21 protein-coding genes and 1 tRNA gene are annotated in these 21,947 nt (G+C 57.0%); 18 read left to right on the top strand and 4 right to left on the bottom strand.

Features of this window, described 5'->3' with window-relative positions:
* Positions 1 to 49: 49 nt before the first annotated feature.
* The gene (locus CU048_15715; protein QBR72493.1) at positions 50 to 916 is read right to left on the bottom strand and encodes an SAM-dependent methyltransferase; all 867 of its coding nucleotides are present in this window, start codon (positions 914 to 916) and stop codon (positions 50 to 52) included.
* Positions 917 to 1,159: 243 nt separating this feature from the next.
* On the opposite strand from CU048_15715, the gene CU048_15710 reads away from it, so the two are divergent.
* Both CU048_15710 and parE read left to right on the top strand, forming a co-directional pair.
* Positions 1,160 to 1,549 (top strand): DUF4345 domain-containing protein, encoded by a 390-nt coding sequence (locus CU048_15710; GenBank protein ID QBR72492.1) that lies wholly within the window; start codon positions 1,160 to 1,162, stop codon positions 1,547 to 1,549.
* A gap of 147 nt (positions 1,550 to 1,696) precedes the next feature.
* The gene (parE, locus tag CU048_15705) at positions 1,697 to 3,769 is read left to right on the top strand and encodes a DNA topoisomerase IV subunit B (protein QBR72491.1); all 2,073 of its coding nucleotides are present in this window, start codon (positions 1,697 to 1,699) and stop codon (positions 3,767 to 3,769) included.
* A gap of 520 nt (positions 3,770 to 4,289) precedes the next feature.
* Here parE and CU048_15700 read toward each other — a convergent pair.
* Complete coding sequence (locus CU048_15700; protein ID QBR72490.1) at positions 4,290 to 4,661, bottom strand: two-component system response regulator; 372 nt, start codon at positions 4,659 to 4,661, stop codon at positions 4,290 to 4,292.
* 99 nt (positions 4,662 to 4,760) lie between these two features.
* Between CU048_15700 and CU048_15695 the strand changes: the two genes are divergently transcribed.
* Both CU048_15695 and CU048_15690 read left to right on the top strand, forming a co-directional pair.
* On the top strand, positions 4,761 to 5,078 hold the full coding sequence (locus tag CU048_15695; GenBank protein ID QBR72489.1) for a DUF3572 domain-containing protein: 318 nt from the start codon (positions 4,761 to 4,763) through the stop codon (positions 5,076 to 5,078).
* An 87-nt stretch (positions 5,079 to 5,165) separates the two neighbouring features.
* Positions 5,166 to 6,233 (top strand): porphobilinogen synthase, encoded by a 1,068-nt coding sequence (locus CU048_15690; protein QBR72488.1) that lies wholly within the window; start codon positions 5,166 to 5,168, stop codon positions 6,231 to 6,233.
* A gap of 59 nt (positions 6,234 to 6,292) precedes the next feature.
* Here CU048_15690 and CU048_15685 read toward each other — a convergent pair whose 3' ends face one another.
* Positions 6,293 to 6,997 (bottom strand): ABC transporter ATP-binding protein, encoded by a 705-nt coding sequence (locus tag CU048_15685; GenBank protein ID QBR72487.1) that lies wholly within the window; start codon positions 6,995 to 6,997, stop codon positions 6,293 to 6,295.
* 107 nt (positions 6,998 to 7,104) lie between these two features.
* On the opposite strand from CU048_15685, the gene CU048_15680 reads away from it, so the two are divergent.
* A complete protein-coding gene (locus CU048_15680; GenBank protein ID QBR72982.1) occupies positions 7,105 to 7,734 on the top strand; it encodes an arylesterase in 630 nt (209 codons plus the stop codon).
* Positions 7,735 to 7,860: 126 nt separating this feature from the next.
* Positions 7,861 to 8,394 (top strand): RNA 2',3'-cyclic phosphodiesterase, encoded by a 534-nt coding sequence (locus tag CU048_15675; GenBank protein ID QBR72486.1) that lies wholly within the window; start codon positions 7,861 to 7,863, stop codon positions 8,392 to 8,394.
* Between the two features lie 11 nt (positions 8,395 to 8,405).
* Here CU048_15675 and CU048_15670 read toward each other — a convergent pair whose 3' ends face one another.
* Complete coding sequence (locus tag CU048_15670) at positions 8,406 to 9,806, bottom strand: cytochrome P450 (protein ID QBR72981.1); 1,401 nt, start codon at positions 9,804 to 9,806, stop codon at positions 8,406 to 8,408.
* Between the two features lie 209 nt (positions 9,807 to 10,015).
* Here CU048_15670 and CU048_15665 point away from each other — a divergent pair.
* The 12 genes from CU048_15665 (at position 10,016) to CU048_15610 (ending at position 21,945) form a co-directional block, all read left to right on the top strand.
* A tRNA-Glu gene (locus CU048_15665) sits at positions 10,016 to 10,091 on the top strand.
* A gap of 288 nt (positions 10,092 to 10,379) precedes the next feature.
* Entirely contained in the window at positions 10,380 to 11,837 is a 1,458-nt protein-coding gene (locus CU048_15660; GenBank protein QBR72485.1) for a hypothetical protein, read from the top strand.
* 75 nt (positions 11,838 to 11,912) lie between these two features.
* Positions 11,913 to 12,932: a hypothetical protein gene (locus tag CU048_15655; protein QBR72484.1), complete on the top strand. Its 1,020-nt coding sequence runs from the start codon at positions 11,913 to 11,915 to the stop codon at positions 12,930 to 12,932.
* Positions 12,933 to 13,047: 115 nt separating this feature from the next.
* Positions 13,048 to 14,604, top strand: coding sequence for a hypothetical protein (locus CU048_15650; GenBank protein ID QBR72483.1), 1,557 nt, complete (start codon positions 13,048 to 13,050; stop codon positions 14,602 to 14,604).
* Positions 14,601 to 15,719, top strand: coding sequence for a glycosyl transferase family 1 (locus tag CU048_15645; GenBank protein QBR72482.1), 1,119 nt, complete (start codon positions 14,601 to 14,603; stop codon positions 15,717 to 15,719). Before CU048_15650 ends, CU048_15645 begins: the two co-directional genes overlap by 4 nt.
* Before the next feature lie 232 nt (positions 15,720 to 15,951).
* Complete coding sequence (gene rfbC, locus CU048_15640; GenBank protein QBR72481.1) at positions 15,952 to 16,515, top strand: dTDP-4-dehydrorhamnose 3,5-epimerase; 564 nt, start codon at positions 15,952 to 15,954, stop codon at positions 16,513 to 16,515.
* 7 nt (positions 16,516 to 16,522) lie between these two features.
* Entirely contained in the window at positions 16,523 to 17,584 is a 1,062-nt protein-coding gene (gene rfbB, locus CU048_15635) for a dTDP-glucose 4,6-dehydratase (protein QBR72980.1), read from the top strand.
* Complete coding sequence (rfbD, locus tag CU048_15630; protein ID QBR72480.1) at positions 17,581 to 18,477, top strand: dTDP-4-dehydrorhamnose reductase; 897 nt, start codon at positions 17,581 to 17,583, stop codon at positions 18,475 to 18,477. The genes rfbB and rfbD overlap by 4 nt, the downstream gene beginning before the upstream one ends.
* Positions 18,474 to 19,358 carry a glucose-1-phosphate thymidylyltransferase gene (gene rfbA / locus CU048_15625; GenBank protein ID QBR72479.1) on the top strand — a complete coding sequence of 295 codons (885 nt, stop codon included), beginning with the start codon at positions 18,474 to 18,476 and terminating at the stop codon, positions 19,356 to 19,358. Before rfbD ends, rfbA begins: the two co-directional genes overlap by 4 nt.
* Before the next feature lie 235 nt (positions 19,359 to 19,593).
* Complete coding sequence (locus tag CU048_15620; GenBank protein ID QBR72478.1) at positions 19,594 to 20,115, top strand: hypothetical protein; 522 nt, start codon at positions 19,594 to 19,596, stop codon at positions 20,113 to 20,115.
* Positions 20,116 to 20,196: 81 nt separating this feature from the next.
* Positions 20,197 to 20,964 (top strand): SAM-dependent methyltransferase, encoded by a 768-nt coding sequence (locus tag CU048_15615; protein ID QBR72477.1) that lies wholly within the window; start codon positions 20,197 to 20,199, stop codon positions 20,962 to 20,964.
* Between the two features lie 273 nt (positions 20,965 to 21,237).
* Positions 21,238 to 21,945, top strand: a complete 708-nt coding sequence (locus CU048_15610; protein QBR72476.1) for a succinyl-CoA--3-ketoacid-CoA transferase — start codon at positions 21,238 to 21,240, stop codon at positions 21,943 to 21,945.
* Positions 21,946 to 21,947: the final 2 nt, after the last annotated feature.

Genomic DNA, 21,947 nt, shown 5'->3' with positions numbered 1-21,947 from the left:
GCTGGCGTATCCTAAAGCTGCCGATCGCGCGTCGATCGGCAGCATCGCTTTAACTGGCAGAGATTCCCCCTTGAAAATGAACGCCGGAGCGGGGCGCAGGGGATTCTAAAGTGCATAAAAAATAATAATCAAAGATCGGCGAATCCAACGGTTCGTCAGGCCAATAGGTCTGATGAAGCTCCGCCGTTGCGACATCGTCCACGATCGTCATCCCGGCGTCATCCGCGAGACTTTGGAGATTTTCCACGCCGGAAATCCATGGAGCGCCCATGGCCTCGAAGCGTTCGACAATGCCCGTCACGGCGGCATCTCCCGTTGCCTTCTCGATCACGCCATCTTTAAAGTAATCGAAAGAGAGTGTGAATCGACCGACGTGTTGCGCGAGGTCTCGCATGACCTGCCTTATGGAAGGCGCGGTCAAATACATCGTATTGCCTTCCCAAATGAAATGGGTCGGCTGGGTGAAATCAAACCCATTCGTTTTCAGCAGCTGAACCAGATTGTCGGTGACATAATTGCCGGGGATGAACGTGGCCTGACTGTTCAGGGCGTTTTCCTCAAGTCTTGCTTTCTTGAAATTTAGCGTGCCCTCGTCGTCGATTTCAAAAAAAGCAACGCTAGGCGCTTGCTTTCTGATCGATCTCGTATCCAGGCCCGCGCCAAGGATGACGACCTGCCCGCAACCAAGATGAAGTTGCCGATCCAATCTGTCATCGAGGTAGCGCGTTCTAATCCTGACGATCTTCTTAACCGCGGGAAAAGCTTCCGACATGCGCGCCGCGGCGCGCTTCGTTTCCTCGTTGAGAAACAAGGGAACAATCGGGTCAGTATAGAGCGGTTGAGTTGCGGCGTTTTCTTCCGCTCGGAATTCGGCCACGATGAAGGCTGTGCCAGTCACATTCTGGATTTCGGCCATCTACAAACTCCTGCAGTTTCTGCTACGGATTGGGTCTTGCCGAATTTCTTTAACCGTTTGGTGTCTAGTTTAGGGCTCTGTCCAAAAAGCTGGCTTGTGTTTATGCGCTCGGAATACGGGCATGGCCACACGGACGTGCGCCATGCGATGGGCTCATTTTTCCGGTTGGGTTGAGGTAACCTCAGCGAATCGGATGGCGCGTTTCCGCCTCCTGCCCGCGTCAGTCGAAAGCATGGCCGCATAATGATAATAAAAAAGATCTTCTTACTTCTCGCGTTTGCCTCGCTGCTGATCGTCGCCCTGCTCTATGGGATTTCGCCCTATTGGTTCGCGGCGACGTTTTTCGGGGTTTCCCCCCTGGACGTGAATCTGGCACATATCCTCCGAGCCATGATGTGCCTATATCTTGGTTTCGGGATGTTTTGGCTGTTCGGCGCGTTCAATGAGAAATACACCAACGCCGCCGTGTTGACGGTCATGATTTTTCCTGCTGGGCTGGTGGTTGGTCGAATCATCAGCCTATTCGTCGATGGGCGGCCATCGCCCCTTTTGCTTTTCTATCTGGTCGCGGAGCTCTTTCAGGCGCCCCTCGCCTATTGGGTGTTCAGACTTCCCGATCACCGCGGCAAGTGATCGGACAGGAACCGACACGCGGCCCGCGCAGATTTCGGCATTGTCCTCTGTCGGCGGCCCGCGCGTCGTCGTTTAAAAAGCAAGGCAGACTTGCTACTTCAAGGCAGGGGCGACTAACCAACGCGAATTTGGAGGACGGACCGGTACATGGCAAGGAATGGTGACCTCTTCGGCAATGCGGCACGCAGAGAACCGTCGACGCGATCGGGACCAAATCGTCAAGGCTCGGCGTCCAAACCATCGCCGAAAGAGCTGGACCTTTCGACCCCAGGCGAAGCCGGCTATACCGCCGCCTCGATCGAGGTGCTGGAGGGGCTGGAGCCGGTCCGGCGGCGGCCCGGCATGTATATCGGCGGCACCGATGAAGCCGCGCTCCACCATCTTTTCGCGGAGGCCATCGATAATGCGATGGACGAGGCAGTAGCCGGCCACGCCAGTTTCATCGATGTTCGTTATGAGGCCTCCGGCTTTCTCACCGTCACCGACAATGGGCGCGGCATCCCGATCGACCCGCACCCGAAATTTCCCAAGAAATCGGCGCTCGAAGTCATCATGACGACGCTGCATGCCGGCGGCAAATTCGACTCGAAAGCCTACAGCACCTCCGGCGGCTTGCATGGCGTCGGCATTTCCGTGGTCAACGCGCTGTCGGAACGTCTGGAAGTCGAAGTCGCGCGGGGTCAAACTCTTTATCGGCAGGTTTTCGAACGCGGCCACCCCAAAACCGCGCTTGAAAAACTCGGAAAAGTCCAAAACCGGCGCGGCACGAGCGTCCGCTTCAAGCCGGACGAAAAGATCTTCGGCAAGGGCGCCCATTTCAAGCCGGCGCGGCTGTTCAAAATGGCGCGGGCGAAGGCCTATCTTTTCGGCGGGGTAGAGATCCGATGGCACTGCGCGGCGGAATGGCTCGAGGCTAATTCCGGCGTTCCGGCCGAGGCGGTTTTTCGCTTTCCCGGCGGCCTCAAGGATTATCTTCTTCAGGATATCGAGGGCAAGGACCTCGTCACCGATCAGATTTTTGCCGGCAAGGTCGAAAAGCCCGGCGGCCACGGATCGCTGGAATGGGCCCTTGCCTGGCTCAGTTTCGACGACGGGTTCGTTCACTCCTATTGCAACACAATCCCCACCCCGGACGGCGGGACCCATGAGGCGGGACTGCGTGCGGCGCTGGTGCGCGGCCTCAAGGACCACGCCGAGCGAATCGGACAGGCCAAGCGCGCCGCCGCGGTGACGGGCGACGACATCATGGCGTCCTGCGCCGCGCTGATTTCCATCTTTCTTCGGGAGCCCGAGTTCCAAGGCCAGAACAAAGGCCGGCTGATGTCCAATGAGGCTGCGCGCATTGTTGAAGGGACGCTGCGGGACGCCTTCGATCATTGGCTCGCCGCCTCCCCGCTGCACGCCGCAAAACTTCTGGATTGGACCGTCGAGCGTGCCGAGGAGAGGCTGCGCCGCCGCGCTGAAAAGGATGTCGCGCGGAAGACGGCGACGCGCAAGCTCCGGCTCCCCGGAAAACTCGCGGATTGCTCTAACAATTCAGCTCAAGGCTCTGAACTCTTTATTGTCGAAGGCGATTCCGCCGGCGGCTCTGCGAAACAGGCCCGAAATCGGACCAATCAGGCGGTGCTTCCGTTGCGGGGAAAGATCCTGAATGTCGCGAGCGCCACGCGCGACAAGCTCGCCGGCAATCAGCAGCTGTCCGACCTTGTCCAGGCGCTGGGATGCAGCACCGGCGCGCAATACAAGGAGCAAGATCTCCGCTACGAAAAAATCATCATCATGACCGACGCCGATGTCGACGGCGCCCATATTGCCTCTTTGCTCATCACCTTTTTTTTCAGGCAGATGCCGAAGCTCGTTGAAGCCGGCCATCTCTATCTCGCGGTTCCGCCGCTCTACCGGCTGACCCAAGGCGCCAAGCATGTTTATGCCCGCGATGAGTCCCATCGAGACGAATTGATCGCCAAGACACTAACCGGTAAGGGCAAGATAGAGATTAGCCGTTTCAAAGGGTTAGGTGAAATGCTTCCGGCCCAACTTAAAGAAACGACGATGGACCCAGCCAAGCGCAGCTTGGAGCGGGTGGTGGTCCTGGCTGACGATCAGGAGGGGACGGCGGATTCCGTCGAGCGGTTGATGGGCAACAAGCCGGAGGCCCGGTTCGCCTTCATCCAGGAGCGGGCCGCCTTTGCCGCCGCGACAGACCTTGTCTTGGTGTGAGGGTCATTCCTCGTCGCGGACGACCAATGAGGCGGGCCGCTGGGGCTATGACGCGAAGGTGGCCGGCGGCAAATGGCGTTTCGAGGAGGCCACTCCTATAACCATCTGCACGCCGGCCAACCCTACGGACCCAGGAGATGCGGCGGACCCGAGCACTCCGCAGGGTATCTAAGTTCGTTGCCGAATACGCATTATGATACGCACGGCTGCGAGCAAGGCTTTCTTCAAGGAGCCTGCGTCACGCCGCAGATAAAAATCATGCTCGGCACGGCAAGTTAACCCGCGAACACGGCAAATTGCAATCGCCTTATTTATCTCGCCGTTTCTTTCGTTAACGCGGCCGAGGGGCGACCCGCGGGAGCGGTGCAAAGCTCGGCCGCTGCAGCGAGATCGGCTCAGTTACAAATTGCAGTGCAGCGAAATCCGGTCAAATATTGAATTTCGGATATATTGTGTTGTCGAATAGCGTGACCGGTTGGGTCGCCGCTCAACGCCGAAGCCCTTGACACAGCTTTGAGGGCTATTGCTCGTGAAGATAATGGCGCACGGTTTCTAAAAATTTCACGATGGAGATCGGTTTCGATAGATAGGCCTCGCATCCCCCTTGCCTGATCTTTTCTTCATCCCCTTTCATGGCGAAAGCGGTAATGGCGACTACCGGGATATGGCGCAGATCCTCGCAGGCTTTGATCCATTGCGTGACCTGAAGCCCGGACACCTCCGGCAATTGGATATCCATTAAAATAAGATCGGGTTTGTGCAAACGCGCGAGTTCGAGCGCCTCGACGCCACTGCGGGTTTGCACCGTCTTGTAGCCATGCGCTTCAAGAAGATCGTTGAAGAGCTTCATATTCAATTCATTGTCTTCTACGATCAGAATGGTTTTTTGCATCTACTAATCCCGGCTCCGGGCAGCCAACTGGCCGCGCTTCGAAAATCCAGTCGTACCCGCCATTAACGGATAGAAATTGACGAAAGAGAAACCGTTATCATGTCAAAGCTCAATTTTCTGGGTCCTAAGCCTAAAATTGCAAAACCCAGTCGAGATTCAGCCGAAATGATCGCCGTCGACGCCCTGTCTTTCTTGGCCGGGGATGCCCCCAGGCTCGAACGTTTCCTGGCTTTATCGGGCCTCGGCTTGGAGCATTTGCGGGCGGCCGCGGCGGATCCTGGATTTTTGACGGCCGTTCTCGATCATCTTGGCTCCGATGAAACCCTTCTCCTCGCCTTTGCGGGTCAGTCCGGGCATGATCCCTCGGTCATCGCCGCCGCGCGCGAATTATTGTCTCGCCCTGCGGAGGCGCCGTGACGGCGGGTCGTTTTATCCGCGTCCTTAAGACTTGAAACCTTGCCGCCCCCATGTGCTATGAAGCGAACCCCTCGCCGGGAGCCCTGCATGGTTTGGCCTTTACCTCAGTCCTCGAAAAGCGACCCTTCGGCGCGCGCCGCCGCGGCCACCCTTGATCGGCCGGCCAAGCTCGACCTCGGCGTCCGCATGCGGCGTAACCGCAAAGCGGACTGGACGCGAAAACTCGTCCGCGAACATAGCCTGACCACCGCGGATTTGATCTGGCCGATTTTTCTCCGCGACGGGGAAGATATCCGCGAGGCTGTAGCAGCCATGCCGGGGGTCGAGCGGCTATCGATCGACCAGGCCGTGCGCGCGGCCCTTGAGGCGGCGCAACTTGGCATTCCGGCGCTCGCTCTTTTTCCCTACACGGACGCCGGCTTGCGCGACGCCCAGGGCAGCGAAGCGCTCAATCCTGAAAATCTTATTTGCCGTGCCTGCCGTGCGATCAAGCGTGAGGTGCCAAATCTCGGCCTGATCACCGATGTCGCGCTAGACCCCTATACCAACCACGGCCATGACGGACTTCTGCGCGGCGACCGGATCTTGAACGATGAGACGGTCTTTGTCCTGGTCCAGCAAGCCTTGAATCAAGCCCGCGCTGGAGCCGATGTCATCGCCCCTTCCGATATGATGGATGGCCGCATCGGCGCGATCCGGACCGGGCTCGACGGCGAAAATTTCGATGATGTTCAGATTTTGTCTTATGCCGCCAAATATGCCTCGGCGTTTTATGGTCCGTTCCGCGATGCGGTCGGCACCAATGCGACGCTGATCGGCGACAAGCGCACCTATCAAATGGATCCGGGGAATTCCGATGAAGCCTTGCGCGAGGTCGCGCTCGACATCGAGGAAGGTGCCGACATGATCATGGTGAAGCCTGGCCTGCCTTATCTGGATGTCCTCTTTCGGGTCAAGGATCAGTTCGGAATGCCGACTTTCGTCTACCAAGTCTCCGGCGAATATTCGATGATCCAGGCAGCGGCCAACAATGGCTTTATCGACGCCGATAAAGCCATGCTGGAATCCTTGCTGTGCTTCAAGCGCGCCGGCGCCGACGCGATCCTCACCTATTTCGCGCCGCGCGCAGCAAAAAAACTGAAGGAAATGCTGTGAGTGCCAATCCAATTCGGGGTCAGATCTGATCCACGCGGACAAGCGCCGCACGCCAGCCCTTACACGGTCATTTTAGGCGCCGTAGTTTCGGCAACATCCTCAATGCGGCCAGACCGCAGCCTGATTTTGCGATCGCAATTGGCAGCGAGCGCGAGATCATGGGTCACCAGGATCAACGTCGCGCCGCGCTCGCGCTTCAGCGCGAACATGAGGTCAATAATGCTTTGACCTGTCGCCTCGTCGAGATTTCCGGTCGGCTCGTCGGCGACGAGGATCGAAGGACTGGGCGCCAGCGCGCGGGCGAGCGCGACGCGCTGCTGTTCGCCGCCCGATAATTGTGCCGGATAATGCGCAAGTCTATCCTCCAGCCCCACCGCATCGAGCTCCGCCCTCGCCCTTTCGAAGGGCGCGTCGGCACCCGCCAATTCAAGGGGTATCGCGACATTTTCGAGGGCAGTCATGGTTGGAATGAGGTGGAACGATTGGAATACGATCCCGATCCGTTTGCCACGGAAACGCGCGAGCGCATCCTCGCCCAGCCGATCGAGGCTGACATTGTCCACCTTGACCGTACCGATATCCGGCCGCTCAAGGCCAGCCATGACCGTCAAGAGCGTGGATTTGCCAGATCCCGACGGCCCCACCAAACCTACTGTTTCGCCGCGCCCTATCTTGAGCGAGATCCCCTTGAGGATATGAACCCTCGCCGCACCGCGCCCCAGGCTCAGATGCACGTTTTCAAGTTCAACCACAGGTCCATCCATCCATGCCATCCAATGCTTCCAAACCCGCCCCGCCTATTCCGATGCCATACCCGCGGCCAAGTGCCTATGGCCATCGCCGCGAATTCCTCCGACTTACGGCCGCGCTGATGCTGTCAGCTTGGCTCCGCCCTGCCCAAGCGACCACACCGAACGAGGCGCCGGAGGTGAAACTCATCGTCTTCGGAGACAGCCTCGTCGCCGGCTTTGGCCTGCCGGCCGAGGCCGCGTTTCCGGCGGTGCTCGAAAAGACGCTTCGCACGGAAGGCTATGACGTCAAGATCGTCAACGCCGGCGTCTCCGGCGAGACCTCCTCGGGCGGTCTCGCGCGCCTCGATTGGACGCTGGCCGACGGCGCCGACGGTGTTATTTTGGAGTTGGGCGCAAATGACATGCTTCGCGGGATTGACCCAAATGTGACGGAGGCCGCGCTGGACGCTATTCTCGCAGAATTGAAGGCGCGCAACATCAAAACTTTGATAGCGGGGATGAAAGCCACCCCAAGCCTCGGCCAGGACTATAAAACCCGCTTCGACGCGATTTACCCGGACCTCGCCACGAAATACGGCGTGCCGCTTTATCCGTTCTTTCTTGAAGGGGTGGTCGGCGATCCAACCCTCAAATTACCGGACGGCTTGCATCCAAGCTCCGCCGGGGTCGAGCGCATCGTTCAAGCCATTCTTCCCGACATTCGCACCTTTATCGAAAAATTGGGGCTGAAAGCTCAGCCCGACCGATAATTCACCCCGTTTTTGAGGCCCGGGGTTTCCTTCGGAGGCGAATCTTCGGTATACTTATAGCTGCTGATATCATCCGCTAGGCACCGCGATGATTCGTGGCGCCTCGCCATCGACGAGGAGGGATCCATGCCCCGGTTGTTCACGGGCCTCGAAATCCCCTCCGATCTTGCAACCGACCTCGCAATGATGCGCGGCGGGCTTTGCGGGGCGCGCTGGATCGATGTCGAAAATTACCACATGACCTTGCGTTTCATCGGCGATATCGATGATGCGACAGCGCGTGAGGTTCATTCGTCCCTGGAGCAAATCCGCCGGCGGCCTTTTACCGTGACACTTGAAGGTTTGAGTTCGTTTGGTGGCGCCAAGCCAAGGGCGATCGTCGCCAAAGCGAAGCCGGGCACCGATCTGGTCGAACTTCAAGCCCAACAGGAACGGCTGTTCCGCCGTATCGGCATCGCGCCGGAACCTCGCAAATTCACCCCCCATGTCACCTTGGCGCGGCTGCGCGCGGCCTCCTGCATGGGTGTGGCCGAATATCTGGCCACGCGCGGCTTTTTCCTGTCACGCCGATTTGAGGCCCGGAGGTTCGTCCTGTTTTCGTCGCGAGCCTCGACCGGCGGCGGCCCTTATATCGTCGAGGCCGCCTATCCGCTTGGTTGAAGCGCGCGCATTCACGCGCTGACGCCAGACCCCCGCCGTCGCAAAATCATCGGCAGGCCACCCTCCGGCCGCAGGGTGATATGCTGCACCGGACGCACCCGATAGTTTCTTTTAAGTTCGAGCCGGAACGAACGCATGATATGGGCAAGGATGATTGCCGACTCGTGCAGCGAGAAGGACGCGCCGATGCACACGCGCGGACCCGCGCCGAAGGGCAGATAAGCAAAGCGATCGATTTTTTCCCGCGCGCCGGGCAGAAACCGGCGCGGATCAAAGCAATCTGGATTGTCCCAAAGCAGACGGTGCCGGTGCAAGACCCATTGCGACACCATGACCAGGGTACCTTTGCGGATGCGCCGGCCAGTGAGATCGTCGGGCCCCAATGCCTGCCGGCTCATGCTGGCGACGGGCGGATAGAGCCGCATAGCCTCCTCGATCACCGCCCTCGTTTGAACGAGCCTTCCGGCATAGTCCTCCACGGGACCCGGCAAAACCAGATCGGCCTCTTCGGCGAGCCTTTCCCGCCATTCCTCCGAAAGCGAGAGGAGAAACAAGGACCAGGTCAAGGCATTGGCGGTGGTCTCGTGACCAGCGCCAATAAAGGTCAAAATATTGGCTTTGATTTCCGCGGAGCTTAATCCCGCCCCCGTCTGCGGATCCTCGGCTTCGAGCAAGAGGGTAAGGATATCGCGCGGGGAATTGGCCCTGTCCTTGGCAAGGAGCTGCTTGCGTTTGTCGATAATAGAATCGACCACGCCAGCGAAGAAACTCTGCACCGAGCCGCTTCCAAACTTGGTCAGACGTGGGACCCATTCCGGAAAATCCAGAAGATCGAAAGGATCGAGTCGTCCGACCGTCGCAAAATAGCCGGAGATCACCGTCGCGAACTCATCGAGGTCCCGCCCGAGCCCATCCGAAAAGATTGTGCGTCCGAGAACGTCGAGTGTTACCCGCGCCATTTCCGGCTGAACATCGATGATGCGTCCTTCGCGCAGACGGCTCCAACGGGCAACAAGATCCTCTGCCGCGGCGTTGAACGCGACGGCAAAAGAGCTCACCGTCTTGGGGGTAAAGAGCGGCGCCAAGGTGCGCCGTTGCATGCGCCAGTCGTCGCCCTCGACTTCCAAGAGCCCATCGCTCAAGCCCTGCCCGAGGACTCGTTTTTGCAGAGCGTCTTTGCAATAATTGGCCGTATTGTCGACGAAGACGCGGCGAATGGCGGCAGGTTCGTTCAGGACGGCAATGGTGCCGAGGATCGTCGGACCCATCAGAATCGGCAATTCAAAGTGCGCTTTGGTCCAGGTCTCGATCGGATTTCGTCGTAAGACCCGCATCGTCGATAAGGGGCCAAGCGGCGCGTCGCGTGGGACGGGTGCGGGCGGCCGCGGCGGTTCCACAAGGAGATCTGTCATGATTCCCATCTATTGGGCGGGCGGCCCATTTTCGAGTCCGCACCTTTTGCTCAACAGCGCCCAAACAGGGCTGGACGCGATTTCTTGTGATTTTTTGCTGTCTAAACCGCTACCATACGGAGAAAGCCGAACCGGCGGCGTGTGGACCGCATCCGACCAAGCTTGCGGCGTTGCCCGCCGCGTTATAGAAGGCTGTTGCCTAACTTTAGGCTCCCTTCGTCTAGCGGTCCAGGACGTCGCCCTCTCACGGCGAAAACAGGGGTTCGATTCCCCTAGGGAGCGCCAATGATCCATAATTTGGCGTCACACCTTGTTGTGAACCACACTTTGCAGGCTGGTAACCGAAAGGTTACAAGATTATCAGGTGACGGCCGTTCATTGCTTACCCCAAGTTTCCGAGTGATCGAACGCGTTATCACTCAGCCTTTTATGCAGATGGAAAGCGTAATGCGCGAATAAAAAAAATCGCGCATCTTTTGCGATGTGTGGGAACGCACAGTGGCGAGAACAATGGCGAGCCCCTTACCAAAATAGGAAATGAACAATTAAAGCTATTTCTATTGGAATTTGCCGATGACCTGGCCAGGGGTGTTATTTTGGATCTTGCTCATCATTGGTGTGTTTACGCGCGGTCCCTTTCTGCTTTATCTGTTTTTTGCATTTGGCCCGTTTATGGCGCTGGCCATGATTCCCAACGAGTCCGTCGGCGTCAATCTCGTAGCGCAGTCGGTCTGCGCCGTGTTTCTCATTTGCAAAATGGTCTTATTCAATGGCCAACTGCGCCTCGCGTTCGATACTGCGATTGATCCGGCACGATTGGGCCTCCTTTTTATCTTTCTCATTTATGGATATTTTACTGCCTATGTAATGCCGCGGCTTTTTTCTCATTTGGTCGAGGTCATCCCTATCAATGCGAACGTGCCCTGGGCCGTGCCTCTTGAGCCGACCTCTGCGAATTTTACCCAGCCTGCCTACATGACCTTATCGATCGGCATGGCCCTCGCATTCTATTTGGCCGGAGGAAACGCCTCGTTCCGACGTCATTTTCTGCAAGCGGTCCTGGTCGGAAGTTTCGTCTTAATTGGCACTGGCCTTGTCGACATCGTGTTTTCGGCCGTAGGCCTCGGCGACACTTTGGACGTGTTTCGAAATGCCAAATATGGCCTGCTCGTTAACGTCGAGATGGCCGGGGCCCGGCGCGTGGTGGGCCTGACGCCGGAGGCTTCCTCTTTCGGATCGGCCTGCGTAGGGGCTGCGGCAAGCCTTGCCTTCCTGCGCCCATGTTTCGACAATCCGTTTTGGCGTGACCGGCTCGTACCCGTAGCTATTTTCGGGTCAATTGCGATGGCTGCGCTTTCAACCTCTTCGACGGCCTATGTCGGACTTGCCATCTTCGGCCTGGTCTACGGGGGAAATTGGCTGCGCCGTGCGCTTTCCCCGGATGCTCCCGCCCGCGAGAGTTTGAAATGGGAAGCAGGACTGGTGCTCGCCGCTACCTTCATGCTGGTTGCGGTCATTGTGCTTGCACCGAATATGCTCGATTCGGTTTATGAAATGATCGATCAAACCATCTTCAAAAAAACCGAGTCCGACTCTTACGCCGAACGATCGATGTGGACGCGGGTCGGAATGGAAGCTTTATATACGACAGGCGGCCTCGGCGTCGGCCTCGGTTCGGAGCGCACCTCAAATTGGTACGTGGGCATCCTGTGCAATACCGGCATTATCGGGTCAGCCCTGCTCGCCTGGTTTATTGTCCGCCTTTACATCCAGCGCTGCCGCGGCGACCGCCTCATGGCTGAGTTTGCGACGGCGCTCAAATTCAGCCTGCTGCCAGGTTTTGTCATGGGAGCGCTGGCGGGGACAACGCCAGATCTCGGTGTCGGGGTCGGCGCCACATTGGGCTTAATCGCAAGCTTGATAGCGATGGACCGATCGCGTCCGGAACTCGGACTTGCGGCTCAAGCTTCCGCTTCGAATCGAGCTGGACTCAGCCGCGGCGTGGGCGGCCTCGATAACGCGTGGGAATAGGGAAAAACTGCTGTGGCCTCAGAACCCCAATTCGTCGGCACTCGCCTTGATGGAGCACAAGACGTTTCTATTGTCATGGCGACGTTCAACGGGGAAAAGCACGTCGCAGCTCAGCTCGAAAGTTTAGCTGCGCAGACTTTGCCGCCGGTTGAGCTGATCGTGTCTGACGATGGATCGACCGATGGCACGCTTTCGATCGTCGAAGCTTTTGCGCAAAGAGCGCCGTTTCCCGTAAGAATCCGTCGAAATCCGCAGCGCCTCGGATATGGCGAAAACTTTCTCACGGCCACGGCCTTGGCAACGGGCAGATATATTGCCTTCTGCGACCAGGATGACATCTGGTATCCGCAAAAACTGGAGCGCTGCACGGCGGCACTCAAGGCCGAAAAAGCGTTGCTGTGTGCCCACCCCGCCGACTTGATTGACGAAGACTCAAACAACATTGGGTTCTTTTCCCAAAAAATCCGAAACACGAAAGTTTGGCAGCCTTTAACGCTTCCTCCCTGGGGCGGTTTCTTCGGCTTTACGGAAGTCTTCGAAAGGTCTTTGCTTAGCCTCATAGACCCTGCTTCACGCGGTCTCGACAATCACAAGAAAGAGGGCCTGCTCGCCCACGACCGATGGGTGTATTTTTTGGCCTCCAGCTTCGGGAAAACCGTTGCACTGGCTGAACCGCTCGCGAGCTACCGGCAACACGGGGCTAACTTGTTCGGTGCAAAAAAATCGACCCGATTGTCGATGTTTAAGCGCAAGATAGCCCTTTCCCGGGACGACCTGCTGATCCATCAGGGGATGGCGAGTGAACGCGCAAGAATTCTTTCGCTGGCGGCGGCAAGGTTGCCGGACGCCGCCCTTGCGCGGCAGGCGGAACTGTCGAGCCGCCGGTGGGAAGGCCTTGCAAAGGTCTATGAGCTGCGCGCCGCTCTGCACGGATCACCGCCGGTCACCAAGCAAATCTCGATCTTTGTGAAGCTCCTGAAAAGAGACGCTTACAAACCCTTCGAATCCGGTGGCCTGGGGTTCCACGCGCTCGTGAAGGACTGCGCCTGGGCGCTGGTTTTACGGCCTCTACTTCACTACAAGGAAACCGCGTGAACCGCCCTCCGATTCCTTATCCTTGCCAAGGCAGCCCCCTTACACCGCTTTAGGTTGATAGCATCCGCAGCTACCCGCGGCACCCCGCGACTGTGGAGTCAATGGAGATGACAGTTTGGATTTCAGGACCCGCAGAATCATTATTAACACGGCGGTTGGGACCTGGGCTCGAATTGCATCTTTATTGATCGGTTTCTTCACTGCGCCGATCCTGTTCAATCATTTGGGCTCGGAACAATTCGGCCTGTTTGCGATCCTTGGCTCCCTGGCGGCCTATGCCGGATTGCTCGACTTTGGCATTGGCCCCGGCCTGATCAAGCACTTCACGGAATTTTCGGAACGCGATGACCCTTTGGCCGTACGCCAAGTCACGACATTCGCGACCCTTTTTTACCTATTACTTGGTGTCGTCTTCACTCCCATTGTTTATTATTTGGCGCCGACTCTAAGCAATTTATTATCCGTAAATAGCGATATGCAGGATTTAGCGCGTATCTGTATTATATCAATGTTTTTATACTTTATTCTATCTGGAATTAGCGGTATCTTCTCTGCAAGGCTCGTGTCTTTGCACCGGATGGACATAACCGCCTCTATTGGCCTAGTCGGCCAAATCATATATGGGATCTCTGTATTTATTATTATACCATTATATCCTACGGTAATTGCTGCCATTATGCTCGTTTACTTGCAGTTGTTTGTGAATGGCGTCTCAACTTTTCTAATCGTTGTCCGCCGCGAACCGCGCGTCTTCTCCGACCCCCGCAAAATTCCCATTTCGCTAGTCCGCAAGCTGTTCGCGTTTGGGGGATGGATGCAGCTCAACGGCCTCTCGGCACTCATAAACCTTGAAGCCGACAAGCTGATCATCGCGGCCTTCGTCAACTTGGAAACCGTTGCATTTTATCAGCTCGGCAATCGTCTGGCGGCGCTCAACCGAGTCCTCCCCTTTCAATTGCTTTCGGCCGTTATGCCCGCCGCATCGAGTATAAGAATAAAAAACGATCCAAACAGTATAGAAGTTTTCTATACCCATACGTCGCGATACCTGATGCTCATCACGATGATGATTACCGGCTTCGTTTCCATTGCGGCCGGTCATATCCTGACGGTTTGGCTGGGCAAGCCCAACCCAGAGGCCGCGTATGTCACCATAGCTTTGTCAATTTCTTTCGCTCTCAATAACTTAACCGGCGCTGGCACGACGATTGTCAGGGGCGCCGGGCTACCTCGTTATGAAACCTATTACGCCTGGGTTTCATCGGTGCTGAATGTCATAATCACCGTCGTCCTAGCCAAGCCGTTCGGCATCGCCGGTATTCTTGTGGGTACGATCATCGGGAACATCATTGGTTCCCTCTATTTCTTGGTTCTGTTTCACCACGTTTTCAAATTCCCATGGTCGCGATCCATTGGCGTTTGGATCTGGAAATTAGTTTTCTCGACGGGCGTCGCCTGCCTCGCAGTCTGGCTCATAGAACTCGCCTTTCCCGTCGGATACTCGCTCAGCCGATGGTTTGAACTCTCACTGGTCACCGCTACAGGTTTGCTATACCTGGGCGTCTTTTTCGGAGCCCTGACGTTGCTAAAGTTTTGGACTGACGAAGATAAAGATGCGTTTCGGCGTTTCGCTCTCCGCGTGCTGCCACTGCGTCGGGGGAGAACTCTATGATGACGCCTCTTCGCGTAACCCTCGTGCTCCCCGATTATCGTCCCGAACCGATCGGAGGATACCGTGTCGTTTACGAATATGCCGATTTTCTCGCCCGCCGCGGCCACGAGGTCAATATTGTCTACATGCGAGGTCCGCGGCCCGATGACGGGTCATGGTCGCCGGTTGAATTCCTGAAACGATGGCTTTGGGCTCTGAGGATTCGTCTGCTGCATCGTCCGTTGGTGTCTTGGCATCGATTCAATCCGCGGATTCGGCTGAGGCTCGTGCCCAATTTTACGGACGCCAATTTATCCGACGCGGATGCAATCGTTGCAACCGGTTGGCAGACGGCGGCACCCGTCGCAGCGCTCGGAGCAAAAAAGGGCGCCAAATTTTACCTGATCCAGCATTACGAAACATGGGCTGGACCTAAAGAGGCGGTCGACGCGACTTGGCGCCTGCCCCTGTTCAAGATTGTCATATCCAAATGGCTTGCGGACGTCGGCGCACAACTCGGTGCTTCAAATATCCAACACATTCCGAATGGAATCGATTTTGGAAAATTCTTGATCACGGAGCCGCCGGCGCAACGGCCCATGAGCATAGTCTCGATGTACCATATTCAGAAAATGAAGGGCGTACCCGACGCGCTGGCCGTTCTGACGATGTTCCACCAGAAATACCCGGACGTTCCGGTCACGATGTTCGGCGCCATGGCGCGCGGAGCTGAGGTCCCCGACTGGATCACGTATTATCAAAATCCAGACCAGGATTTTCTGGTCAGGGAAATATACAACAAGCACGCTGTCTATCTCGGAGCCAGCAGGGAAGAAGGGTGGGCCTTGCCACCTGCCGAGGCCATGGCCTGCGGATGTGTGTTCGTCGGCACCGATATCGGCGGCTTCCGGGATTATGCTACCGACCGAGATACAGCTCTCCTCAGCGCTCCAGGCGACCGCGCGAAAATGCTCGCAAACTTGATCGCTGTTACCGATGACGTCGAATTGCGGCGTGCCATTCAAGAGCGTGGGACGAACAACATACGCCAATTTACATGGGAACGCGCCGGCTCTTCCTTGGAAGAATATCTTCTGCGCCATGCGAAGCCGCAGGCTAAGGCAAGTACGGCCTGACTTATAATGCTTGTCACAAACTGAGCGTAGGGCCTGCCGCTGCCTCATCGAGGTGCGGCAAATTTTGTCGTGTTATTGATATGCAGAGTAAAAGTGGTAGATTGGTCCTGTAATGCAACTGATGTGCGACGCGTTTCTCGCTTCATCTCCATCTGCTTCGAAAGGCTGTTGACGCAGCCGTATGTGATATTCATTACCGCATCATGGCCGATGGCCGGGGAAGCTGTTGCAAATGTCGTTGGAAGTGAAAGCCCTTAAACTCGATGGTGTAGCCTTGCTTCATCCAAAGAAGTTTAGCGACGAACGTGGATATTTCGTCGAAACTTTCAACGCGCAGAGTTACGCTGAGATCGGCATCGACGCTATTTTCATACAAGATAATCAGTCGCTTTCGCGCAAAGCCGGAACCGTGAGGGGCCTTCATTTTCAACGCCCTCCGGCGGCTCAAACAAAATTGGTGCGCGTGCTGCACGGCGCGATTTTCGATGTGGCTGTGGATTTACGCCCGGCCAGTCCTAGTTACGGCCAATGGTGCTCGGCAACCTTGACCGCGGACGGAGGCGAGCAGCTCTTCGTGCCGCGCGGCTTTGCGCATGGATTTTGTACGCTTGAGCCAGATACGCAGGTCGCCTACAAAGTCGATAGTTATTACGCGCCTTCCTGCGATGCTGGCCTTCGCTGGGACGATCCGGATTTGGCGATCTCGTGGCCTGTCGAACCGGCAAATGTCGTGATCTCCAAAAAGGACGCCGATCTCCCCTTTTTCAAAGCCTTTGTTTCACCTTTTGATGTTTGATAAAAACATGAGCAGACGTTTTTTCGTCACAGGAGGTGCAGGCTTCATCGGCTCGGCGGTGGTCCGATATTTGATCACGGAAACGCCCCATGAGGTTTGCGTCGTCGACAAGCTAACATACGCCGGAAATCTCGATAATCTCACCAGCGTCGCTGCCGATCCGCGCTATGCGTTTGAACAGGCCGACATTTGCGATGCGCGGGCGATACGGCCAATTTTCGAAAATTTTCGCCCTGACATCGTCCTGCATCTTGCCGCTGAAAGCCATGTCGATCGATCCATCGATGGGCCAGGCGCTTTTATCGAAACCAACGTCATGGGCACTTACGTGCTCCTTCAAACTGCACGCCACCATTGGCAGAACCTCAACCGGATCGAACAAGCGCGGTTTCGCTTTCATCATGTCTCCACCGACGAAGTGTTTGGCTCGCTTGGCGAGCAAGGCCTATTTCTAGAAACGAGCCCCTATCAGCCGAACTCACCCTATTCAGCCTCCAAGGCTGCCTCCGATCATTTGGTGCGGGCTTGGCATCATACCTATGGCATGCCTGTAGTCAGCTCCAATTGTTCCAACAACTATGGGCCCTATCATTTTCCTGAGAAGCTCATTCCGCTGGCGATTTTAAACGCGCTCGAGGGCAAGCCCATTCCCGTGTATGGCGATGGCGGCAATATCCGCGATTGGCTGTATGTCGAGGATCACGCCAGGGCTCTCATTCAGATCGCGATGTCGGGAACGACCGGCGAAAGCTACAATGTCGGCGGAGCGAGCGAGAAAACCAATCTGGAGGTGGTGCGCCACATCTGCCGACTCATGGACGAATTGGCGCCGGCTTCCTCGGGCAAACCGCGCGAAGAGCTGATTGAATTTGTTTCCGACCGCCCGGGACATGATCGGCGTTACGCGATAGACGCGGGCAAGATCAAGCGCGAGCTCAATTGGGAGCCGCGCGAGTCTTTCGACACCGGCCTCCGCAAGACCGTTCAATGGTATCTCGACAATCCACAATGGTGGAACCGGATCCGCTCGGGCCTCTATCGGGGCGAACGGCTTGGAACCTTCGCATGAGCGGACCAATCCTCGTTTTCGGAGCTGGAGGTCAGCTCGGGCGCGAAGTGATGGCACTTGCGAAGACCAAAAAAATCGAGGTCGCCGGTTTTACGCGCGAGCAGGCCGATATAGCCAATGCCTCTGCCGTCGAGGCCGCGATCGCCTCGGTGAAGCCCCGTATCGTCCTAAACGCGGCCGCCTATACCGCAGTGGACAAAGCGGAATCCGAGCAAGAAGCAGCCTACGCCGCCAATGTCGTCGGCGCGGGAGTTGTCGCCCGCGCTGCTGCCGCGCAGCGTTTGCCCATAATCCATATTTCGACGGATTATGTTTTTGACGGGACGAAAGCTGGCCCTTACGTGGAAACGGATCCGATCGCTCCCATCAACATCTATGGAGCGACGAAGGCCGAGGGCGAGGCTCGGGTTCGGACCGAAAACGAACGCCATTTCATCCTGCGGACGGCCTGGGTTTACGGCCGCTTTGGGGCGAATTTTCTCAAAACAATCCTGCGACTCGCGCGCGAACGCCCGGAACTGCGTATCGTCGCGGATCAACACGGCTGTCCCACTTCAACCCAAGATTTGGCGGAAGCTATCTTCGCCATCGACCGTGCCTGGGCGAGCGGAGCCCATGCCCCCGGCACCTATCATTTCGCGGGCACGGGCGTTACCACGTGGTGCGGTCTCGCGAACGTCATCGTCGAGGCTCAGGCGCAAGCGACGGGGAGCCGGCCGCAAGTGATACCGATTGCGAGCGTTGAATATCCAACCCCGGCCCGGCGCCCCGCCAATTCCGAACTCGATAGCCGCCTTTTCAATACGACCTTCGGCTATCGCGCGCCTGATTGGCAAACACGAGCGCAGGAGACGGTCGAAATGCTTCTCGAAGAAAGCCGGGCGGAAAGATGAAGGGAATTATATTGGCGGGCGGATCGGGCACGCGGCTCTACCCGCTGACATTGGTCGTTTCAAAGCAATTATTGCCGGTCTACGACAAGCCAATGATCTATTATCCATTATCTACGCTGATGATGGCCGGTATTCGCGATATTCTGATCATCACGACGCCGCAGGACCAAGGTCTTTTCAGGCAACTGCTTGGCGACGGGAGCAATCTCGGAATCCATCTCAGTTTCGCGACGCAGGATCAGCCACGCGGGCTCGCGGAAGCCTTTACGATCGGCCGCGATTTTGTCGGCAATGATCACGTCGCATTGATCTTGGGCGACAATATCTTCTATGGCCATGGCTTGCCGGACCTTTTGCTGTCGGCCCAGGCCAGTCCCTCAGGCGCGACCGTTTTTGGTTATGTTGTCGCGGATCCGGAAAGATACGGCGTTGTCGAAATTGACGGGCGCGGGCGGGCAATTTCAATCGAGGAAAAGCCGGCAAAGCCGCGCTCGAGTCTAGCGGTGACTGGGCTTTATTTTTATGACAACAACGTGCTGGACATCGCTGCCTCCTTGAAGCCCTCCGGGCGCGGCGAACTCGAAATCACGGATGTTAACCGGATCTACATGGAACGCGGACAGCTAGCGGTCGAGATCATGGGCCGTGGCTTCGCATGGCTCGACACCGGAACCCACGATAGTTTGCTGGAAGCAGGCAAATATGTGGAGATTCTCGAGCGTCGTCAGGGCCTGAAGATCTCATGCCCGGAGGAAGTCGCTTACTATAAAGGTTTCATCGGCCGCGATCGTTTGATCGAGAACGCGAATCAATATGGCAAGTCGGGCTATGGAAAATATCTGATGCGTCTCGCGGGAGCTGATTGCAACGTCCCCACCTAGCCCACAGAGCCGCCCAATCTGTATTTTACCGGGGCCGAATTCGCTACGACAACATGGATCAAGTTGTCGCAGCCGCCCTTGCCTTGACCGAGAAACAGCTCGGGATTCCAGGGACTCATCCATCAACTTGAATTGATCCGAACGCGGCAGGGCGACCAATTCTTGCCCGGCTTTGCCATTTCGTGCTTAGTTCAAATCAAGAAATAACCTCATTAAAAAACGCTGGAGGAAACCCATGAGATTGTCGTTTTCCCTGTTTGCTTTCGTAACAGCCCTAGCAACTGCTGGGGCTATGCCTGCCTTGGCGCATCAAGAGACTGTTGGCCATTTGAAGATCGGGCACCCCTGGGTTCGCATGGTAGACGCCGGCGCGCCGAGCACTTACGCTTGCGTCATCGAAATCAAGAACGAAGGCGACGAGCCGGAGACATTGCTGGGCGCGACGCTCGACGGAGCGGGTGATGGCGTTATTTATCAAATCACCGAAAAAGACGGCAAATTCAGTTCCAAGGTCGTCGAGCACGGGCTTTTGATCAAACCGCACGGCAGCATCGAACTCAGCCCCAGCACCTATCAAATCAGGTTCAACAAAATTACCAAGGCATTGACCGAAGACTCGATGGTCGATGGCACTCTTATCTTCGAAAAGCTTCACAGCGTGCCGATCCACTTCATGGTCGAGCCGGATGATACCGCGCCCAAGGAAGACGCAGCACCGGAGGGAGCTTCCATGCATAACGACAAGCACGCGATGTAATTGAGCCGCAGAACTCAGCCATCCAGATATTGACGCAATCGGGTTCGCGGACTCTGGCGCAATATTATCAGGACATTCTCATTGACGCGCCAGAGCATCGCCGCGGGTAGCACGGCAGACGACCAGGTCGAACGGCTTTTTTCCGGTCCGATCGGCCAAGAATATCAACTGCTCGATCTGATCTGCCCTGCCGTAGCGGCGATGAGCCAATGCGTTGGAGATTATGTCGCGAGCTTGCCGCCATCGAAGACGGGCGCGCTGAACGTGCTTGAGATCGGGTGCGGCACGGGCAGAACCACAGAGGCCCTGCTTCGATCCCGCGCGGATCTGATCATCACTGCCGTCGATAACGAGCCGACCATGCTGGACCAAGCCCGCGTCGCTTTGTCGGCATTCATGGATCGAGGGCGGGTGCGGCTGGTCGAAGCGGATGCGCTCGCGGCCCTCCAATTCCTTCCGGCGGAAAGTATCGATCTGGTCGCTTCGGCCTATTCGCTGCACAATTTCATCGAAGCCTATCGCGTCCGCGTCCTCGCCGAGATTTTTCGGGTGCTGCGGCCTGGCGGCATTTTTGTGAATGGGGACCGCTATGGCCTCGACGATACCGCCCAACACACGCGCCTGACCCAGGATGAAATACGCCATTATTTTCAAGTTTTTTCGGCCCTCAACCGGGTGGATCTGCTGGAGCAATGGATCATCCATCTCTTCAGCGATGAATCGCCCGATCACATCATGCGGTTGGGCCCCTCCCTCGCGCTGATGGAAAAACTCGGGTTCAAGCCGGTTGAGGTTCGTGGACGGGATGGAGTGAACACGCTGGTCACGGCGGCCAAGCCCGCCCTTTGATGTCGGCAAAGCCGAATTGTCTCGCAACCGCCCAAAAAAGGCCGGCGGATAAGCTCGGCAAGCCGAGATCCATCACACGCCCTCAAAAAACCGAGCAATCTGCGGGGCCCCTGCTCCGCCCTGGCAAAATCATTGCTTGGGATATAGACTACGGCGGTTCCAACCCGATAGAAGCACTTCAGCTACCGCACCCCGGCCAGCGGTCGGAGAAGCGTGGTAAATGGCAGAGTTAAGTCCGGCCAGCGGGAAGCGAGGGCCGCAGCGAGGTCGACCATGAATAAAGTTTTCCCCGATGGCAGAGCGGCCCTTACCGATATCGTGAGGGACGGAATGGTCCTGATGTCCGGCGGGTTCGGCCTTTGCGGAATTCCCCATGTCCTTATCGAGGCCCTCCGCGATTTGGGGGTCAAGGATTTGACCGTGATCTCGAACAATGCCGGCATCGACGGGGCGGGCCTGGGGCTTCTTCTTGAGACCCGGCAAATCAAAAAAATGGTTTCGTCTTATGTCGGCGAGAACAAGCTTTTCGAGCGCCAGTATCTTTCCGGTGAACTCGAACTGGAATTTAATCCACAAGGAACGCTCGCCGAGCGGATTCGGGCCGGCGGGGCCGGCATTCCGGCTTTTTTCACGAAGACCGGCGTTGGAACCGTGATCGCGGACGGCAAGGAGCTGCGTGAATTCGATGGCGCCACTTATGTCATGGAGCGTGGCCTCGTCGCGGATGTTGCGATCGTCCATGCTTATATGGGCGATACGGAAGGCAACCTCGTCTATCGCAAGACCGCGCGTAACTTTAACCCGATGATGGCAAGCGCCGGAAAAATAACTGTCGCACAGGTCGAGAATCTCGTTGCGCCAGGGGAAATCGATCCCGATTGCATCCATACGCCGGGGATTTTCGTTCACCGCATCATCCACACTCCCAACATCACCAAACTCATCGAAAAACACACGACGCGCCCGCGCGTCGCCGCCTGAGG

This window comes from Beijerinckiaceae bacterium, from assembly GCA_004564215.1.
In the GTDB taxonomy this organism is placed as follows: domain Bacteria; phylum Pseudomonadota; class Alphaproteobacteria; order Rhizobiales; family Beijerinckiaceae; genus Methylocapsa.
Note: the sequence above shows the minus strand (reverse complement) of the source record. Positions and strands in the feature narration are given on the sequence as shown.

Excerpts from the sequence above, each read along its gene's own strand:
- CU048_15715 (QBR72493.1), bottom strand. The coding sequence starts at position 916 with ATGGCCGAAATCCAGAATGTGACTGGCACAGCCTTCATCGTGGCCGAA.
- CU048_15710 (QBR72492.1), top strand. The coding sequence starts at position 1,160 with ATGATAATAAAAAAGATCTTCTTACTTCTCGCGTTTGCCTCGCTGCTG.
- parE (QBR72491.1), top strand. The coding sequence starts at position 1,697 with ATGGCAAGGAATGGTGACCTCTTCGGCAATGCGGCACGCAGAGAACCG.
- CU048_15700 (QBR72490.1), bottom strand. The coding sequence starts at position 4,661 with ATGCAAAAAACCATTCTGATCGTAGAAGACAATGAATTGAATATGAAG.
- CU048_15695 (QBR72489.1), top strand. The coding sequence starts at position 4,761 with ATGTCAAAGCTCAATTTTCTGGGTCCTAAGCCTAAAATTGCAAAACCC.
- CU048_15690 (QBR72488.1), top strand. The coding sequence starts at position 5,166 with ATGGTTTGGCCTTTACCTCAGTCCTCGAAAAGCGACCCTTCGGCGCGC.
- CU048_15685 (QBR72487.1), bottom strand. The coding sequence starts at position 6,997 with ATGGATGGACCTGTGGTTGAACTTGAAAACGTGCATCTGAGCCTGGGG.
- CU048_15680 (QBR72982.1), top strand. The coding sequence starts at position 7,105 with ATGCTGTCAGCTTGGCTCCGCCCTGCCCAAGCGACCACACCGAACGAG.
- CU048_15675 (QBR72486.1), top strand. The coding sequence starts at position 7,861 with ATGCCCCGGTTGTTCACGGGCCTCGAAATCCCCTCCGATCTTGCAACC.
- CU048_15670 (QBR72981.1), bottom strand. The coding sequence starts at position 9,806 with ATGACAGATCTCCTTGTGGAACCGCCGCGGCCGCCCGCACCCGTCCCA.
- CU048_15660 (QBR72485.1), top strand. The coding sequence starts at position 10,380 with ATGACCTGGCCAGGGGTGTTATTTTGGATCTTGCTCATCATTGGTGTG.
- CU048_15655 (QBR72484.1), top strand. The coding sequence starts at position 11,913 with ATGGCGACGTTCAACGGGGAAAAGCACGTCGCAGCTCAGCTCGAAAGT.
- CU048_15645 (QBR72482.1), top strand. The coding sequence starts at position 14,601 with ATGATGACGCCTCTTCGCGTAACCCTCGTGCTCCCCGATTATCGTCCC.
- rfbC (QBR72481.1), top strand. The coding sequence starts at position 15,952 with ATGTCGTTGGAAGTGAAAGCCCTTAAACTCGATGGTGTAGCCTTGCTT.
- rfbB (QBR72980.1), top strand. The coding sequence starts at position 16,523 with ATGAGCAGACGTTTTTTCGTCACAGGAGGTGCAGGCTTCATCGGCTCG.
- rfbD (QBR72480.1), top strand. The coding sequence starts at position 17,581 with ATGAGCGGACCAATCCTCGTTTTCGGAGCTGGAGGTCAGCTCGGGCGC.
- rfbA (QBR72479.1), top strand. The coding sequence starts at position 18,474 with ATGAAGGGAATTATATTGGCGGGCGGATCGGGCACGCGGCTCTACCCG.
- CU048_15620 (QBR72478.1), top strand. The coding sequence starts at position 19,594 with ATGAGATTGTCGTTTTCCCTGTTTGCTTTCGTAACAGCCCTAGCAACT.
- CU048_15610 (QBR72476.1), top strand. The coding sequence starts at position 21,238 with ATGAATAAAGTTTTCCCCGATGGCAGAGCGGCCCTTACCGATATCGTG.